At 41.3% G+C, this 16,155-nt stretch carries 16 protein-coding genes; 10 read left to right on the top strand and 6 right to left on the bottom strand.

Going from position 1 to position 16,155, the window contains the following annotated elements:
* The first annotated feature begins 390 nt into the window (after positions 1–390).
* Positions 391–894 carry a DUF4168 domain-containing protein gene (locus tag NWP25_RS09415; RefSeq protein WP_280699262.1) on the top strand — a complete coding sequence of 168 codons (504 nt, stop codon included), beginning with the start codon at positions 391–393 and terminating at the stop codon, positions 892–894.
* A gap of 49 nt (positions 895–943) precedes the next feature.
* Here the strand turns inward: NWP25_RS09415 and NWP25_RS09410 are convergent, their stop codons facing one another.
* The 3 genes from NWP25_RS09410 to NWP25_RS09400 form a co-directional block, all read right to left on the bottom strand.
* The gene (locus NWP25_RS09410) at positions 944–2,017 is read right to left on the bottom strand and encodes a WD40 repeat domain-containing protein (protein ID WP_280699259.1); all 1,074 of its coding nucleotides are present in this window, start codon (positions 2,015–2,017) and stop codon (positions 944–946) included.
* Positions 2,018–2,072: 55 nt separating this feature from the next.
* Positions 2,073–2,366 (bottom strand): hypothetical protein, encoded by a 294-nt coding sequence (locus NWP25_RS09405; RefSeq protein ID WP_280652579.1) that lies wholly within the window; start codon positions 2,364–2,366, stop codon positions 2,073–2,075.
* Positions 2,367–2,708: 342 nt separating this feature from the next.
* Positions 2,709–2,879, bottom strand: coding sequence for a chlorophyll a/b-binding protein (locus NWP25_RS09400; RefSeq protein WP_280652578.1), 171 nt, complete (start codon positions 2,877–2,879; stop codon positions 2,709–2,711).
* A 341-nt stretch (positions 2,880–3,220) separates the two neighbouring features.
* Here NWP25_RS09400 and ald point away from each other — a divergent pair, with 341 nt between their 5' ends.
* From ald to NWP25_RS09370, 6 genes are all read left to right on the top strand, one after another.
* On the top strand, positions 3,221–4,312 hold the full coding sequence (gene ald / locus NWP25_RS09395; protein ID WP_280656708.1) for an alanine dehydrogenase: 1,092 nt from the start codon (positions 3,221–3,223) through the stop codon (positions 4,310–4,312).
* A gap of 775 nt (positions 4,313–5,087) precedes the next feature.
* Positions 5,088–6,533: a cytochrome ubiquinol oxidase subunit I gene (locus NWP25_RS09390; protein ID WP_280652574.1), complete on the top strand. Its 1,446-nt coding sequence runs from the start codon at positions 5,088–5,090 to the stop codon at positions 6,531–6,533.
* A 202-nt stretch (positions 6,534–6,735) separates the two neighbouring features.
* Positions 6,736–7,749, top strand: coding sequence for a cytochrome d ubiquinol oxidase subunit II (cydB, locus tag NWP25_RS09385; RefSeq protein ID WP_280652573.1), 1,014 nt, complete (start codon positions 6,736–6,738; stop codon positions 7,747–7,749).
* Between the two features lie 816 nt (positions 7,750–8,565).
* A complete protein-coding gene (locus NWP25_RS09380; protein WP_280652572.1) occupies positions 8,566–9,585 on the top strand; it encodes an ABC transporter ATP-binding protein in 1,020 nt (339 codons plus the stop codon).
* A gap of 64 nt (positions 9,586–9,649) precedes the next feature.
* Positions 9,650–10,537: an ABC transporter permease gene (locus NWP25_RS09375; protein WP_280652571.1), complete on the top strand. Its 888-nt coding sequence runs from the start codon at positions 9,650–9,652 to the stop codon at positions 10,535–10,537.
* Positions 10,538–10,581: 44 nt separating this feature from the next.
* The gene (locus NWP25_RS09370) at positions 10,582–10,932 is read left to right on the top strand and encodes a hypothetical protein (RefSeq protein WP_280652570.1); all 351 of its coding nucleotides are present in this window, start codon (positions 10,582–10,584) and stop codon (positions 10,930–10,932) included.
* A 142-nt stretch (positions 10,933–11,074) separates the two neighbouring features.
* Here the strand turns inward: NWP25_RS09370 and NWP25_RS09365 are convergent, their stop codons facing one another.
* Positions 11,075–11,512: a peroxiredoxin gene (locus NWP25_RS09365; protein WP_280699257.1), complete on the bottom strand. Its 438-nt coding sequence runs from the start codon at positions 11,510–11,512 to the stop codon at positions 11,075–11,077.
* Positions 11,513–11,597: 85 nt separating this feature from the next.
* Here NWP25_RS09365 and NWP25_RS09360 point away from each other — a divergent pair, with 85 nt between their 5' ends.
* The 3 genes from NWP25_RS09360 to NWP25_RS09350 all read left to right on the top strand — a co-directional run bounded on the left by NWP25_RS09360 (position 11,598) and on the right by NWP25_RS09350 (position 13,962).
* Positions 11,598–11,990: an Npun_F0494 family protein gene (locus NWP25_RS09360; RefSeq protein WP_280699255.1), complete on the top strand. Its 393-nt coding sequence runs from the start codon at positions 11,598–11,600 to the stop codon at positions 11,988–11,990.
* Positions 11,991–12,231: 241 nt separating this feature from the next.
* On the top strand, positions 12,232–13,716 hold the full coding sequence (cobQ, locus tag NWP25_RS09355; protein ID WP_280652567.1) for a cobyric acid synthase CobQ: 1,485 nt from the start codon (positions 12,232–12,234) through the stop codon (positions 13,714–13,716).
* Positions 13,717–13,722: 6 nt separating this feature from the next.
* Positions 13,723–13,962 (top strand): 2Fe-2S iron-sulfur cluster-binding protein, encoded by a 240-nt coding sequence (locus NWP25_RS09350; RefSeq protein ID WP_280652566.1) that lies wholly within the window; start codon positions 13,723–13,725, stop codon positions 13,960–13,962.
* 261 nt (positions 13,963–14,223) lie between these two features.
* Here the strand turns inward: NWP25_RS09350 and NWP25_RS09345 are convergent, their stop codons facing one another.
* Together NWP25_RS09345 and zds are read right to left on the bottom strand one after the other, a co-directional pair.
* Positions 14,224–14,670: an SRPBCC family protein gene (locus tag NWP25_RS09345; RefSeq protein WP_280652565.1), complete on the bottom strand. Its 447-nt coding sequence runs from the start codon at positions 14,668–14,670 to the stop codon at positions 14,224–14,226.
* Between the two features lie 42 nt (positions 14,671–14,712).
* Positions 14,713–16,152 carry a 9,9'-di-cis-zeta-carotene desaturase gene (gene zds / locus NWP25_RS09340; RefSeq protein ID WP_280652564.1) on the bottom strand — a complete coding sequence of 480 codons (1,440 nt, stop codon included), beginning with the start codon at positions 16,150–16,152 and terminating at the stop codon, positions 14,713–14,715.
* Positions 16,153–16,155 lie beyond the last annotated feature (3 nt).

The following is a 16,155-nucleotide window of genomic DNA, read 5'->3' as shown; positions in this document are numbered from 1 at the left end:
AGCCAATATTATTCGTAAAGTAGCGATGATGTTTAAGTTTGACTTAACCGGAATCAGTAGAGGTTGTTTAAGTCAACCTAAGAAAGTTCTTTTATGGAATATTCAGAAATCCCCGTGTCTTTAGACCGGGGAAGCTTAAATCTGTCACATGATTTTCGTTAATTGACATCAGTATTTTGAGACAAAGACTTTTCTTTGTCATCTTGATTAGTTTATTCAAGATGTATTACGCTAGTTGGGAAATGATGTCAATCATAATCATTAATACCTTGTGTTTGCTATCACATTAATTGCTCAATACATCTGGAGATAAAAATCCCACAAGCTTGATTTCTGGAAACCAGTTACCTTGCTAAGGCAAGGTTAGCAATTTCTACGGAGGAAGTCAGTATGTTAAAGCAACTTTTGAAAGGTAGCTCTGTTTTGGTTTTGTTGCTAGCAAGCAATGTTTCTGCTTTAGCAGAAGCTCCAAAATCAAAACTTCAAATTCACGCACAATTTCAACAACCTCAAGCACAAAGTGTCAGTCCGGAAGAACTACAACAATTTGCCAGCCTGATACCGGCGTTGCAGGAAATTGGTCAAACAGCTCAACAAAGAACTACACAAGCTCTTGAGCAATCAGGGATAAGCTTAGAACGATTTCAAGAGCTTTCCCAAGCACAGGACTCACCTGAACCTCAACTATCTTCACCACCAACTCCAGAAGAGCAAAAGTCTTTTAACCAAGTCAAATCACAGATTCAGTTAATCCAAGAGGAAACTTTATCTCAACATGAGCAAGTGGTGAGGTCTGTGGGATTAGAACCAAACCGCTTCAATGAAATATTTGGCGCCATTCAACAAGAGGAAGCTTTGCAACAACAGCTACGGCAGATCCTGCAAAACAATTAAAGTTACCAATGTATTTTTATCTTTTGGAGTTTTTGAATAATTGGGAAATTTAATTTTGGTTTTTTGATGCAATTCCCCAGATGTTTACTCTACCATCAAAACTACCACTGGCCAGGGTTTTTCCATTAGGACTAAAGGCGATGGCATTTACCCAATCTGAATGTCCCACAAGTCTATTTACTAACTCGCCTGTGGTTAGATTCCACAGCTTCACTCCATCTCTACCCCCACTGGCTAAAGTTTGTCCATCGGGATTAATAGCGATGGTATTTACCCAATTATTCCCTCCTCTTAGGATGCGGACTGGCTTGGTAGAATTAGGTTGCCAAATTTTAATTTGCCCATCGCCACTAGCGGTGATAAAACTTGACCCGTCAGGGGTGAAAGCTAAAGCAGTTACCATCTGGGAATGTGCCGTAAATTCACGGATTAATTTACCAGTATTCAAGTTCCACAGCTTAATCACTCCTTTGTGATCACCACTAACTAAGGTCTGACCATTAGGACTTATTGCTAGGGTATGTATAGAATTATCAAACTGCACTAAGGTAGCCAGGGGACGCTGCTGCAATAAATCCCACATCCTAATTCCGTCTAAACCACCACTTACCAAAACTCGGCTATCGGGAGATACAGCTAAAGACATGACATTACTGTTATGTCCCACAAAAGAGCGACTAAAACGATTATTGCTGAGGTTCCAAAGATTAATTTTGCTATCGTTGCTAGAGCTAATTAAAGTTTGACCGTCTGGGGAAATCACCAAAGACCTCACCCCAGTTGTGTGTGCTTTGCTGATGTGTCCCAATTTTTCACCAGATACGGGATTCCACAATTGAATTATGCCGTCATTATCAGCACCACCACTGGCTAAAAGTTGGCTATCGGGACTAAAAGCCAGAGATTTAACTTTTCCTTTATGTCCTAAAAAAGAGTAAAGCAGTTGGGGATTGGCAATTGTGGTTTTGACTTGAGAGTTAGGTCTAAATTCAACAGCAGCATCAGCAGTGTGAATGTTCAACCCTTGGCGAAGGGGTATTGGCACAGCGATGGCTGCCATCAATGCTGTAATAAGATACCGGTGGAGTACAGAATTATCTCCACTTTTTTCCTCACTCCTCACTATTTTTGCTTCCTTTCAAAATAGTTACGCCCATGAAATTTACCGATTTATGTGCTTATCGGCGTGGTTTTTTCTTAGCCGTAGTCAGAATTGGTAGAGAAGGACTAGAAGATTGGGAGGGTAAATAATGTTGGACTACGGGATCATCTACTATGGGTCGTCGTTGCTGGATACGCCAGAACTTGAAAGCCAGGCTGATCCCTGCTGTTCCCAAACCCACGGCAAATAATGACCAAGTATCATTAAACCCCCCAATCAGAGTATCTACGAAGCCTACTGTCATCAATACGCTGATGATTGGGTCTCTTCTGTAGGCTGATTTTAAAAAACGAGGTAATACAGCATTCATCACAGATTGGTTTATCCAGATTACCTTAATGTATAACTTGATTGACGATGCCTCACACATTAACTGCCATTTTGGCAATAGGCATATTGATGATTAAAACTTGATTGCAGCCAGCAAAAAAATAAGTAATTAACTTTCTTGCAGGGTGTGGTTTACCAGCAAGTTTAAAATACCAACTTTTAATACCAACTTTTTGATCTGCCTTTTTAGCATCAACAGCAATTTGTGGGAAGAAGTTCGCCGTTAGATATGGATACTGTCAAAACCAGCTAGTTGTCCCAGCTGGTTCAAACACTTCTAATTACTAGCTTACAACTTTAACACTAATGCTTTTTGCTGGCACTATTTCAAACCTAGCCATGATAACACACCTTGGTCAGTGACGTACTCAATTACCACCATTAATAAAAAGCCAATCATTGCTGCTCGGCCGTTTAGCCGTTCAGCATATTCATTAAAACCAAATTTAGGCTCTTCTAATCTAGGTGTAATTGTTGGTTGTATTTGTGTCATTTTCCAGAAACCTCTTTTTCGTAAACGGGACTTGAAACATTAAACAATAAACAATGATCAAAGTTTCAGATGGCATTGACAACCAGTGAGAGGGTATAACTGCCGAGCAGTGCTACAATGCCAGCATCTCTTGCAGAATCTGCTACTGTTTTCTAACAGAAAACCATATCAACACTATTTTAACAATTTGTAATTATTTTTCACATAAGTCAGGGTTAGGACTGTCATAGCTTGGCCAGTAGGGTTGAGAAAGTTGGGTTAGTAGTTAGCTATTTCTAATACCAAAGTGCAAGCGTGAAACTGGCAAGCTAAAGTTGAACAAAAATCATTAGAGGCGGGAAATGGAAATCGGCGTTCCTAAGGAGTTCAAGGATCAAGAGTTTCGGGTAGGGTTGAGTCCTTCTAGTGCGCGGGTGCTGAGGGAAAATGGTCATAGCATCTTTGTTCAGACTCAAGCAGGAAGTGGCGCAGGATTCACAGATGATGATTATCAAGCAGCAGGAGCAAACATTGTTTCTACAGCAGAAGCTGCTTGGAATCGGGAGTTAGTGGTCAAGGTCAAAGAGCCTCTAAGTGATGAGTATAAGTTCTTGCAAAAAGGACAAATATTGTTTACTTATCTACATTTAGCGGCTGACCGTAACTTGACCGAGCATTTAATTGATTGTGGCACTTGTGCTATCGCTTATGAAACGGTAGAACAACCCGGTAATAACAAATTACCACTACTGGCCCCCATGAGCATTATTGCTGGTCGGCTAGCAGTACAATTTGGAGCCAGATTTCTAGAACGTCAACAAGGTGGTAGAGGAGTTCTCTTAGGCGGTGTCCCTGGAGTCAAAGCCGGAAAAGTGGTTATTTTAGGCGGTGGCGTTGTCGGTACAGAAGCAGCTAAAATTGCCGTGGGCATGGGTGCTGCCGTGCAAATTTTAGATGTGAATATTGAACGCTTATCTTACTTAGAGACTTTATTTGCTTCCAGAGTTGAATTACTGTACAGCAACTCCGCTCATATCGAAGGTGCTGTTAAACAAGCTGATTTACTTATTGGTGCAGTTTTAGTTCCAGGACGTAGAGCACCGATATTAGTATCCCGGGAATTTGTCAAACAAATGCATCCTGGTTCAGTAATCGTAGATGTTGCAGTTGACCAAGGCGGCTGTGTAGAAACTCTACATGTCACATCACACACTAATCCTGTATATGTTGAAGAAGGTGTAGTCCATTATGGTGTTCCCAATATGCCCGGTGCAGTACCTTGGACAGCAACTCAGGCACTTAATAACAGTACATTACCTTACGTTACCCAGTTAGCAAATCTAGGCATCAAAGCAATAGAAGTTAACCCAGCATTGGCTAAGGGTTTGAATGTCCATAATCATCGCTTAGTACATCCGGCAGTACAAGAGGTTTTCCCGGATTTAGTAACTTAATATATCTCATCAATTCTTCAAACTCAAGTCTAAAGCAACGCCAAGCAAGCCTGCATGGGCAGGCTCAAATTTTCTAGTTAAGTAAGCTGCTATTATATGATTTACTGCTTTAACTTGCAGGAATATAGTTGTTTTTAAGTAAAAATAATTTGCTTGTCATAGTTAGTTAGTAAGATTGGCTAACAGATATGAAATTTGTATGTTCGCAAATAGCAAAACAGATAGAACTACCTTTACAATTAGTCACTTATCAAAATAAATTCACTTGTTGCACGAGTAGATAGAAGTTGCTTTTTACATTAATTTGCAGAAAATTAATTTTTACTAAAATTACCTATCATATGCAAACACCTATACTAAGATTCCCATGCCGCAATAGTAGGATTGGGAACTCAGTATAAATTACACAATTTCCATTTTTATGCTATTTTTTCAATCAGCATTTCTGGAAAAAGGGTTTTTCTAGAGAAATCGGTTTTATCTTGAGAATAAAAACAAAAGACATTTTCTCAACAATCTTTGAAATTATCTGATGTTACAATTTCCAAGAAAACTAATTTACACAAGATATTAAATTATTTACCTGAGAATTGCGGATATTTTGCATAATTTTTTGCAGATATTTTTCACAATCAACAATTATGGTTTAACACAAAAAATAAATTTTTTATTACATTTTAACAAGATTTACAAAAAACCAATTAAAAGTATTTGGGTTATGAGAATTAGCCTTTATCCTAAATAGTGTAGTGTGGCTAACTAAAGGAGAAAATTCGTGGAATTTTTATCCGATTCTGTAGTGTTATCACGGATGCAATTTGCACTGACTGCATTATTCCATATGCTGTGGCCTGTCCTAACTACCGGGATGGGTATTTATCTAGTTATCGTTGAAGGACTATGGCTAAAAACTCGTAATCCTGATTACTATCTTCATGCTAGGTTTTGGTCAAAATTCTATGTCCTTAACTTTGGTATTGGTGTAGCAACAGGTATCCCGATGGAATTTCAGTTTGGCACCAATTGGGGACCATTATCAGAAGCTATAGGTAACTTTTTTGGTAGCGTTATCGGTTTTGAAGCTTCTTGGGCTTTTATGCTAGAAGCTGCATTTTTAGGTACTATGTTATTTGGCTGGGAACGGGTCAATCCCGCCATTCACTATCTTTCCACCATCTTCGTAGCTGTAGGTGCTAACTTATCGACTCTCTGGATTTTAACAGCTAATTCCTGGTTACAAACTCCTGCTGGTGGAGAAATGGTGGCAGGTAAATTTGTTGTCAGCGATTACTTTCAAGCAATTTTAAATCCCTTCATGGTTAATAGTGTGCTGCATATGTTTTTTGCCACACTGGAAACTTCTTTGTTTGTCATTGGTGGAATTAGTGCTTGGTACATCTTGCAGCAACGCCATCAAGCTTTTTTTGCTCGCTCTTTCAAAATTGCTTTAGCAGTGGCTATTGCAGTAGCTCCATTACAAATATACATCGGTCACTTAAGCGGTGAACAAGTTTATCACTATCAACCGACCAAACTAGCGGCCATGGAAGCTCAATGGGAATCTTCACCAGCTGGACAACCTGCTGATTGGAGTTTGCTGGCTATCCCCAACGAAAAAGACCAAAAAAACGACTGGGAAATCACCATCCCCAACGGACTAGGGTACATTCTGGAATTTAGAAAAAATCTATCGGAACCCTTACGAGGATTAAAAGAGTGGAAACCAGAAGATCGTCCCCACATGGTAGGTTTAATTTACTATTCTTTCCGCACCATGATCGCCATTGGCTTTTTTTTAGCCGGTTTAATGTTAGTCAGCACCCTACAATGGCTGGTTGGTAATCTCTCAGTAGAAAATATTACTCAGCAACGCTGGTTGATGGGGGCTTGGGTATTTGCTGCACCTTTGGGATACATTGCCATAGATTCAGGCTGGATAGTGCGTTGTGTGGGTAGACAGCCCTGGACACTTTACGGAGAAATCCGCACTGTTGATGCTGCTTCTCGTATACCAGCTAGCAATGTTTTAGTTTCACTCACGGGCTTTGTCATTGTTTATACAGTGTTATTCATTGCGGCTTTATACTTCGGTAGTCGCATTATTCGTAGAGGTCCAAATCTCGAGTTACCCATCCCAGGAATAGAAATTAGTAAACCGGCAGTAGAAACTACCCCTGGGGAATTCATTCCCGACGAACGCCCTGTGGAAGCACAACAGTGAAAAACAGTCAGAAAATTCTTGCTCTTTCTTCTTGGTCAGGAGAGGGTTGGGTTGAGGTTAAGTAATTTTTCATTGACAGATAAAGGGAACAGGGAATGGGGAACAGATAAATGGACAAAACTTGTGTAGCTTTTGTGTAGCAGATACCCCCTACTAATCAGAATTGATTTATTTTCTGCAAACAATCCCCAGAGGAAATTCTATGGAGACACTCAGGTATTTTCTCCCCCAAGTATGGTTTGTAATTTTGGCACTCTTTCTGTTTCTTTATGTAATCTTAGACGGATTTGATTTAGGAGTAGGGATATTATCTCTCACTTCCTCCGATGAAGAACGGCGGGGAATTTTAATGACGAGTTTGAGTAACATTTGGGATGCAAACGAAACATGGCTAGTTCTCATGGGAGGAGGACTGTTCGGTGCATTTCCCTTAGCTTATGGTACGATTTTCACTGCTTTGTATATTCCCTTATTGGTGATGGTGTTTGGGTTTATTTTTCGCGGTGTGGCTTTTGAATTTCGGGACTTATCTAACCGCAAATTTTTCTGGAATATAGCCTTTGGTGCTGGAAGTTTTAGCGCCGCACTCGGTCAAGGGTTCGCTTTAGGTGCGGTGTTAAAAGGAATTAATGTTGATGAAGCTGGACACTTTATTGGTAGTACTTGGGACTGGCTGAGTCTTCCCTCTGTGTTGGTAGCTTTAACCTTGATTCAAGGATATGTGCTCATTGGTTCTACCTATTTAATCTGGAAAACCACGGGGGAATTACAAGCGACTCACTTTAAAACTGCCAAAATTGCTGCTTGGACAACTTTAATCGGTGCAATTTTCATCACTATTACCACACCAATCATTTATGAAAATGCCAGAGCCAGGTTATTTCAACAACCCCTAGTTTATATTTTTGCAGTCATTCCGGTATTAGGGGTGCTGTTAATTTGGCAATTACTGAGAAGTCTCAACTGTGGAGAAGAAAGAGCGCCCTTTGTCTGGACTATTCTGTTATTTGTGTTAACTTTTGTGGGTTTGGGATTAATTGTTTTTCCTTACATTATTCCTAATCAAATCACAATTTATCAAGCTTCTGCTGATCCGAGTTCGCTGGTAATTATGATTATTTTTATCGGCTTTCTCATTCCCGTGATGTTGTTTTACAACCTTTACCAATATATTGTTTTTCGCGGTAAGGTGACTGGGGGAGAATACGGCGAATAGTTAAGTTTTTCCAGGTAGTTTACTAACACTGCTAGGCTCACATCCCCGATTTCTTCAAGAAGTCGGTGACTTCCATTCCCTTGGGGGGAAGAGGTAGTCACCGATGATTCAGCAGAAGAGACATTCCGGCGGAAGGTCTCTTCTGTGTTTTCATCGCCTTAGGGCGGGTAAGCACGGACTACAGACTAAAGTGTATTTCCATCCCCTTGCGGGGAAGAGGTAGTCAGGGATTTTCGCCAATCTCAAGGCTTGTGCGAAACTTCCACACGCTAATGCGTTTCCATCCCCTTGGGGGGAAGAGGTAGTCACAGACCGTACCCCTATGAAACTATTAGTATATGGGGAATAGGGAATGGGGAATATGGTTTTTAAGGTTCGGTTGCGCCAGGGCACGTAGATTCTAATGTAAGATTTAGTTTGCGTACACTTTTGCTAGCGGTAAATAGTTTAAAATTTACCTTGATCAAGACTAATAGACAAAACCATAGGGTGTCAACCAAAAAAAATATATTTTATTTTTGTTTACATAACATTCATCGCTGTGGCTGCCTCTAGGTCGGTGCGAAAAAATTATCAAAGATATTACAATGGGTTACAATGTTTCAAAACCTGACCTCATGTGGATTTAACCCCCATGGATTTCCTTGATTCACCACATCGAGAGGTTACAAAACTTAAAATTTTAGTAAAGAAAACATCTTCAAAATCAAGCCACAAAATAACCTCATGTAACCAATCGATGGCCAGAGATCATACTACTCAACTACAATAGAAATGTAATTTGTTGAGATTTGTATAGTTAGGGGTTAAGCTGTGATGGCTCCCGCCGTTTTAATTGAAAAACTACAAAAGAGCTACGGTAAAGTAGTCGCGGTCAAAGACGTGTCCTTTGAAATAGAACCGGGAGAAATCTTTGGTTTACTCGGACCTAACGGTGCTGGCAAAACCACGACTCTGCGGGCTTTATGTACTCTGACTACACCGGATGCGGGCAAAATCGAAGTATCTGGTGTGTCTGTTGTACACCAGCCTAGAATTGCCAGACAAAAACTCGGCTATGTAGCCCAAGAAGTGGCATTAGATAAGGTACTGACTGGCAAAGAATTACTGCAACTGCAAGCAGCTCTTTATCATATCCCAGGTGCAGTGGCTAAACAGCGTATTGATACCGTTCTGAATTTACTCGGTTTACAGGAATACGCTCATCAAAAAACTGGAACCTATTCAGGCGGTTTACGCAAGCGTCTGGACTTAGCTGCTGGTTTACTCCACGCCCCAGATGTTTTGGTCTTAGATGAGCCAACAGTAGGTCTTGACATAGAAAGCCGTTTTGTAGTCTGGGATTTCTTGCGCCAACTACGGGCTGCTGGTACGACGGTACTGATTACCAGCCATTATTTAGAAGAAATTGATGCCCTTGCTGACCGTGTGGCAATTATTGACCGTGGTGTAGTGATTGCAGCTGGCACACCTTCACAATTAAAAGATAAGGTAGGCGGCGATCGCATTACCTTACGAATCCAAGAATTTTCTCCACTTGAAGAGGCAGAAAAAGCCAAACACTGCTTGGAAAATTTACCCTTTGTGCAAGAGGTAATTATTAACAGCGCTCAAGGTAATTCCCTCAACTTGGTAGTGACACCTCAAAGTGATGCCCTCATTACCATACAGCAAACCCTGAACACCCTTGGCTTGCCCACCTTTGGCATTGCTCAATCTCGCCCTAGCTTAGATGACGTTTACCTCGCCGCCACTGGACGCACTTTAATGGATGCAGAACTGGCTGCAGTTAGCACTCGCGATCCCAAAGCCGAGAAAAAGCAAAATATGAGATAGGGAATAGTCATTAGTCAAGAGTCATTACTTCCTAGTCCTGAATATCAATAGTTGCTAAATTACTATGAGTGTTAGTCCTAAATCTGAAATCAACTGGCAGCAAGTAACATCACCCTCAGTAGATGTCAATGTAGCCTCGAACTTGTTTAGTGAATTAGTACAAGAGACTCTGGCCTTAACTCGGCGCTTGTTTATTCAATTACAACGCCGTCCCTCAACCTTAGTCGCCGGAATTATTCAGCCGGTTATGTGGTTAGTGCTATTTGGCGCATTATTCCAGAACGCCCCCAAAGGCTTATTTGGGAGTACGACAAATTACGGTCAATTTTTAGCTGCTGGTGTCATTGTTTTTACAGCCTTTGCCGGAGCTTTGAATGCTGGTTTACCCGTGATGTTTGACCGTGAGTTCGGTTTTTTAAATCGGTTGCTGGTAGCACCTTTAGCATCACGGTTTTCTATAGTCTTTGCTTCTGCCATTTTTATTATTAGCCAAAGTTTGCTGCAAGCAGCTGTAATTGTAGCAGCAGCAGCTTTTCTAGGGGCAGGGCTACCGGATGTACTAGGTCTGAGTGCCATTGGTTTAATCGTATTTCTTCTAGCATTAGGTGTAACAGCTATTTCCCTGGGTTTAGCTTTTGCCCTACCAGGTCACATTGAACTGATTGCCGTAATTTTTGTAACTAACTTACCTCTGTTGTTTGCGAGTACTGCCTTAGCTCCATTATCCTTTATGCCCCAGTGGTTACAAATTGTAGCCACTTTGAATCCTTTGAGCTATGCTATTGAACCAATACGCTATCTTTATGTTCACAGCCACTGGGGACTAGATAGTATTGTCATGCAAGCCCCTTGGGGTAATGTTACCTTTGGAGGAGCGCTGCTTTTGTTGTTGGGCTTTGCTCTGATTGCTTTATTAAGCATTCAACCCCGACTACGACAGACTCTAGGCTAAGTTCACAACTGGATTCCTGATAGCAATTGAAGGATAAAAACTCCGTGAAAAAACCATTTTTATCAGTTACTAAACTTTCAATAGTAACGTTGGCGGGAATTGGCTTTGCTTCTTTGTTCCCTCAACCCAGTTTGGCTCAATTTAACTCAGTAGATCGTGGTACAAACCAGAATATTGATCCCTTCGCCTCTCCTAACTCCGGTGAAATTGATATGTTTGACATCATCCATCGGGTGAATATGGGCAATATAATCTGGAATGCTAATGAGCAGCAAGAAAAATTGGACTCAGCCGCATTGGAGTTTAGAGCTAGACAACAAAAAGCGATTCAACAACAGCAACAGTCAAACAGAAACTCAACATCCACTTTACCTGAGGAAACTCAACTGCCTTAATTTTTACCCTTGGTAGAAGTTTTGTCCGCTAGGAGTTTACCTCGGTGAAGTGAAATGCTCTGTGTTTCTTTATCTTTTGATTTTAAAGCCTCAACTTCCAACCTTAAACAGGTGGAGTTGAGGTTAATTCAGGGTCTAAAAACTACAGACCAAGTGCAGATAAAACATCACTCGCATGGGTAGTGGTATTTACACTAGCATCAACGTGAATGATTTTGCCGTTACGGTCAATTACGTATGTAACACGCTTGGCGTAACCACCGCCATCAACATCATAAGCTTTGATTAAGGTTTTGTTTGTGTCCGCCAACAGTGGAAAATTGAGATTATATTTTTGGGTGAAGGCTTGATGAGAAGCTTCATCATCAGCGCTAACTCCCAGCACTACGACATTTTTATCGGTATATTCAGGTTGAGCATCCCGAAAGCTACAAGCTTGTTTAGTGCAGCCTGGAGTGTCATCTTTGGGGTAAAAATACAAAACAACTGTTTTTCCAGCAAAATCGGATAATGAAACGGTGTTACCGTTAGTATCTTTGACGGTAAATGCAGGTGCATCTGTACCAACTGCTAGAGGCATAATGAACCCTTCCTGTTTTAAATAGATGACTTAGAAATTTTACAATAATTTACAATACATCTGGTTGAATAAAAACTAATAACCCATGACCAAAAATCAGAAAGCATTTTTGTATACCCCAAGCACTGTAAAAAGGGCGAAAAGATCGCTGTTATGTTCTCCCTTCAATCTGGTTTTGTTTGCGTCCATGGGTCATCAGAGTGTACCATTAGGGGCGATCGCTATGGAAAATGGTATTAAGCATGGTTATACCCAACGCCCCTTATCAGAATTAGCATGCGATAATGCTTTAAACTGGCTAATCCAAGTAGGTGTTTTACGCCGGGAAGTGGATGGTCAGGGAATTACAGATAGTTTTCGCCTAACTCCTTTAGGTCATCAATTAGTAGAACAATTCCAAGGCAAAAATTGGTCTCCTCCTTCTTGGAGCGATCGCCTGTATGATGCCATAACTTACTGGTTTAGACTGCCTTTTTAAAAAAAAGTATTAAAAAGTATTAAGTTTATATTCTGAGCAATCAAACTTATAACAAAAATGCGGAAAACCCTTGACAAACAGGCGTATAGCGCCGTATTTCGTACTTCGGGCAAGGGATGTTCGCGCAGCCTCTCCATTCCCTGTTCCCTCTTTTTGTTGAAGTAAATGTTCTACAACACCTTTTGTAAATATGTTACCAGCAGTGGAGACAAAATAACTAGGAGTCTATAACGTAGGAATTATGAAAGCAATGATGGTGGTGGGAACAACATCTCACGCAGGTAAATCACTGATGACCACAGCTATTTGCCGCATTTTATCCCGGAATTCTTGGCGAGTGGCTCCCTTTAAAGGTCAAAACATGGCTTTGAATGCTTATGTTACGGCTAATGGGGGAGAAATTGGCTATGCTCAAGCTGTACAAGCTTGGGCTGCTGGTGTTTTTCCTTGGGTAGAAATGAACCCGATTTTACTTAAACCCCAAGGAGATATGACATCCCAGGTCATTATCAAAGGTAGAGTCTTAGGCAAAGTCAGAGCCGCAGATTATTACGAACAATACTTTGATATTGGTTGGCAAGCCATAGAAGAATCTCTTAAACACTTATCTACAGAATTTGATTTTCTAGTTTGTGAAGGTGCAGGTAGTCCGGCGGAAATTAACCTCAAGCACCGTGACTTAACCAACATGAGGATAGCAAAATATTTGAATGCACCGACTATGTTGGTAGTTGATATTGACCGTGGTGGTGCTTTTGCTCATGTGGTGGGTACTCTAGAGTTACTGGAACCAGAAGAGCGTCAATTAATTAAAGGTATAGTAATTAACAAATTCCGGGGACAGCGATCGCTCCTGGAACCTGGGATAAAATGGTTAGAAGAATATACTGGCATTCCTGTTGTAGGTGTAATTCCTTATTTTCAAGAAATATTTCCCGCAGAAGATTCTCTTGACCTACTAGAGCGTAGGTCATACAAAAATAACACAGACCTCAATATCACCGTCATCCGCTTACCGAGAATTTCCAACTTTACCGACTTTGACCCCTTGGAATCAGAACCAACAGTAACAGTCAAATTTATTAGCCCTAAGCAAGATTTAGGACATCCTGATGCGGTAATTATCCCGGGATCAAAGACCACAATCAATGACCTACTTCTACTGCAAAAAACTGGAATGGCACAAGCGATTCAAGACTATGCAGCCTCGGGTGGTACAGTATTAGGTATTTGTGGGGGCTACCAAATTTTGGGACAAATGCTAGCTGACCCAGAGGGATTAGAAGGACAAGCTGGTAGATTTCCAGGATTAAACCTTTTACCCATTAGAACCGTAATTACAGGACAGAAAATAGCCCGCCAGCGCCAGGTTACCTCAAACTACCCGCAAACGGGGTTGCCGGTCAACGGTTTTGAAATTCACCAAGGGCGATCGCGCATAGAACAGCCAGAAAATAACCAACACTACCACCCTTTATTTGATGATGCTAATTTAGGGTTAGTAGATAGCTGTCAATCAATATGGGGTACATACCTCCACGGACTTTTTGACAACGGTCCTTGGCGACGTGCTTGGTTAAATCGTCTCCGTCAACAAAGAGGCTTACAGTCTTTACCCACCGGTGTTGCTAACTATCGGGAACATCGAGAACAAATACTAGACTCCCTAGCCACAGAAGTTGAAAACCATTTGAACTTAACACCTTTTTTAGCGCAATTAAACTAACTATTTATGACTATTCGTGTCCGCTTTTTGCCAGATGATATTACTATTAACGCTGAACCAGGAGAACCCTTGTTAGATGTAGCAGAACGGGCTGGAGTATTCATTCCCACAGGTTGTCTCATGGGTTCTTGTCACGCTTGCACGGTAGAACTAGAAAACAAGGATGTCATTCGCGCTTGTATTTCCTCAGTTTCCCCAGAGCACGAAGAAATGATTATTCATTTGTATAGTGACGCCACCTGGTAGTTTTTGCAAGGATACTGTTGCTGCGGCTGGTTGTAGTATTTGTAGTTTGTTGTAATAGCCAGAGGGTGACAAAACAGGGTTATAAAACTGGTGATGGGTTCAGAATTAACCCAGAGTGTCGGCTGTTAATTTTTTGAGAAAAGTAGCGGTGGTGCTAAGAGTTGAATTTAGGGATATCAGTAGAGGTTGTTTAAGTCGGCCTAAGAAAGTTCATTTTGGCCTCTTCAGAAATCCCCGATTCAGAAGACCGGGGAAGCTTAACTAACTATGAGACTTGCTATTCACAGCATATTCCTTGAATCTCTCCAAGTCAGCTTGAATAGTGGACTCAACCACCCGACCCAAAAACAAATTATCCATAATTTTACCCAGAATCCCAGGAATAGCATAGGAAACGGTCATTTTGACGATAGTACTATCGTGGCGATCGTAAAAGCGAATTGCGCCCTGATTCGGCAAACCATCAACAGATTCCCATTGAATAATTTGCTGCTTGATAATCTTGATGATCCGGGATTTCCATTGAAAGTTCAGACCACCAGTACTCAGCTTCCATACTGATATATCTGGATTCTCAGGGGAAATCTTAACTGAATCAATCCACTTCATCCAACGGGGCATTTGCTCTAAATCGGACCAAAGTCCCCATACCAACTCTATAGGAACTGGTACTTCAATTTGCACACTATGTTCTAACCAATCTGCCATTTTCTTTTATTCCTCTGCTTCCTGTGTGCTGAGTGCGGTTGGTTATTTCTTGACGTTCTCTAAAATCACCTTTGCTGCACGTCTTCCCGAAATTGTTGCTCCTTCCATACTGTCGATATAATCTTGCTGAGTATAACTACCTGCTAAAAAGAAATTATGCACCGGGGTTTTTTGATTAGGACGGTAGGGGTCCATTCCTGGTGCTTCCCGGTAGAGAGACTTCGCCAGTTTCACAACGCTGTACCAGGTCATGTTCAGTTCTCGTGATGAAGGGAACAGATCATGGACTTGCTTGAGGACGTGTTGTGCGATGGCCTCATTACTTTGTTTAATAAAGGGATCTCCCGGTGTGAGTACCAGCTGTAACAATGAGCCTTGTCCTGGGCGATAATAATCACTGGGACTAGCCAAAGCCAAATCAGCGAAACAAGAAAAGTCAGCATCAGCAGTATAGAGCAAATTATCTATGCCGGCAGGATGATGGAGCTGATGACGTTTCTCTTGATTTTGTAGTTCTGTCACCCAGCCGTCGAATCGCAGCTGCACTGTTGCTACTGGTACGGCATCCAATTTATAAATATTGTCAAATTCTGACCACTTACGCCATTCTTGAGGTAATATGCGCTGAATGCCTGGCACATCGCAAGCACAAACGTAAGCATCAGCAGTAATAATTTTTGTGTTTTCACCTTCAGCAACTACTATGCCAGTGACATGAGTTTGTTCTCCTGAATCGGTAAATTGAATTTCCCGCACCTGGCGACGAGTATAAACTTGTGCGCTTCTATCTGCTAAATATTTCAAAATCGGCTTGTGCAAATATTCATCCGGTGACCCTTCCAGCATTCGCATAATAGAAGCTTCGGTTTTACATGCAAAAAACTGAAAAATTGTCAACATACAACGAGCAGAAATATGCTCACAATCAATAAATCCCAAGGCATAAGCGATGGGATTCCACATTCGTTTAATGCTACCCTCACTACCGCCGTGACTGCGGAACCATTGAGCAAAGCTAACTTTGTCTAAATTGCGGATAGTTTTCATCGCTCCATTGAAATCTACCAACCCCCGAACTATGGGGCTAGTACCCAAGGCGATGGCATTTTGCAGTTTATCTTGTAATGACAGTTGAGAAGTAGTAAAAAATGCCTTTAATCCATTGAAGGGGGCACCTGTAAAAAAGCGAAAATCTAAACTACCAGTTTTTCCCCCCTGATTAATAAAAGTGTGTGTGTGTTCTTTCAGGCGCAAATTTGACAACGCCCCTACTTTTCCCATTAATTCAAATAGTTCGTAGTAGCAACCAAAAAAGACGTGCAAACCCATTTCAATATGGTTGCCATCTTGATCAACCCAACTGCTGACTTTACCACCAACAAATGGACGGGACTCAAAAATCTGGACTTCACAACCAGCATCGGCTAAATCTACTGCGGTTGCTAGCCCAGCCAGTCCCGCACCCACTATTGCAACACGCATTCC

Origin of the sequence: Umezakia ovalisporum Ak1311, assembly GCF_029891685.1 — a bacterium.
In the GTDB taxonomy this organism is placed as follows: Bacteria; Cyanobacteriota; Cyanobacteriia; order Cyanobacteriales; family Nostocaceae; genus Umezakia; species Umezakia ovalisporum.
The sequence above is the reverse complement of the archived record's forward strand: the minus strand, read 5'-3'. Positions and strand labels throughout refer to the sequence as shown.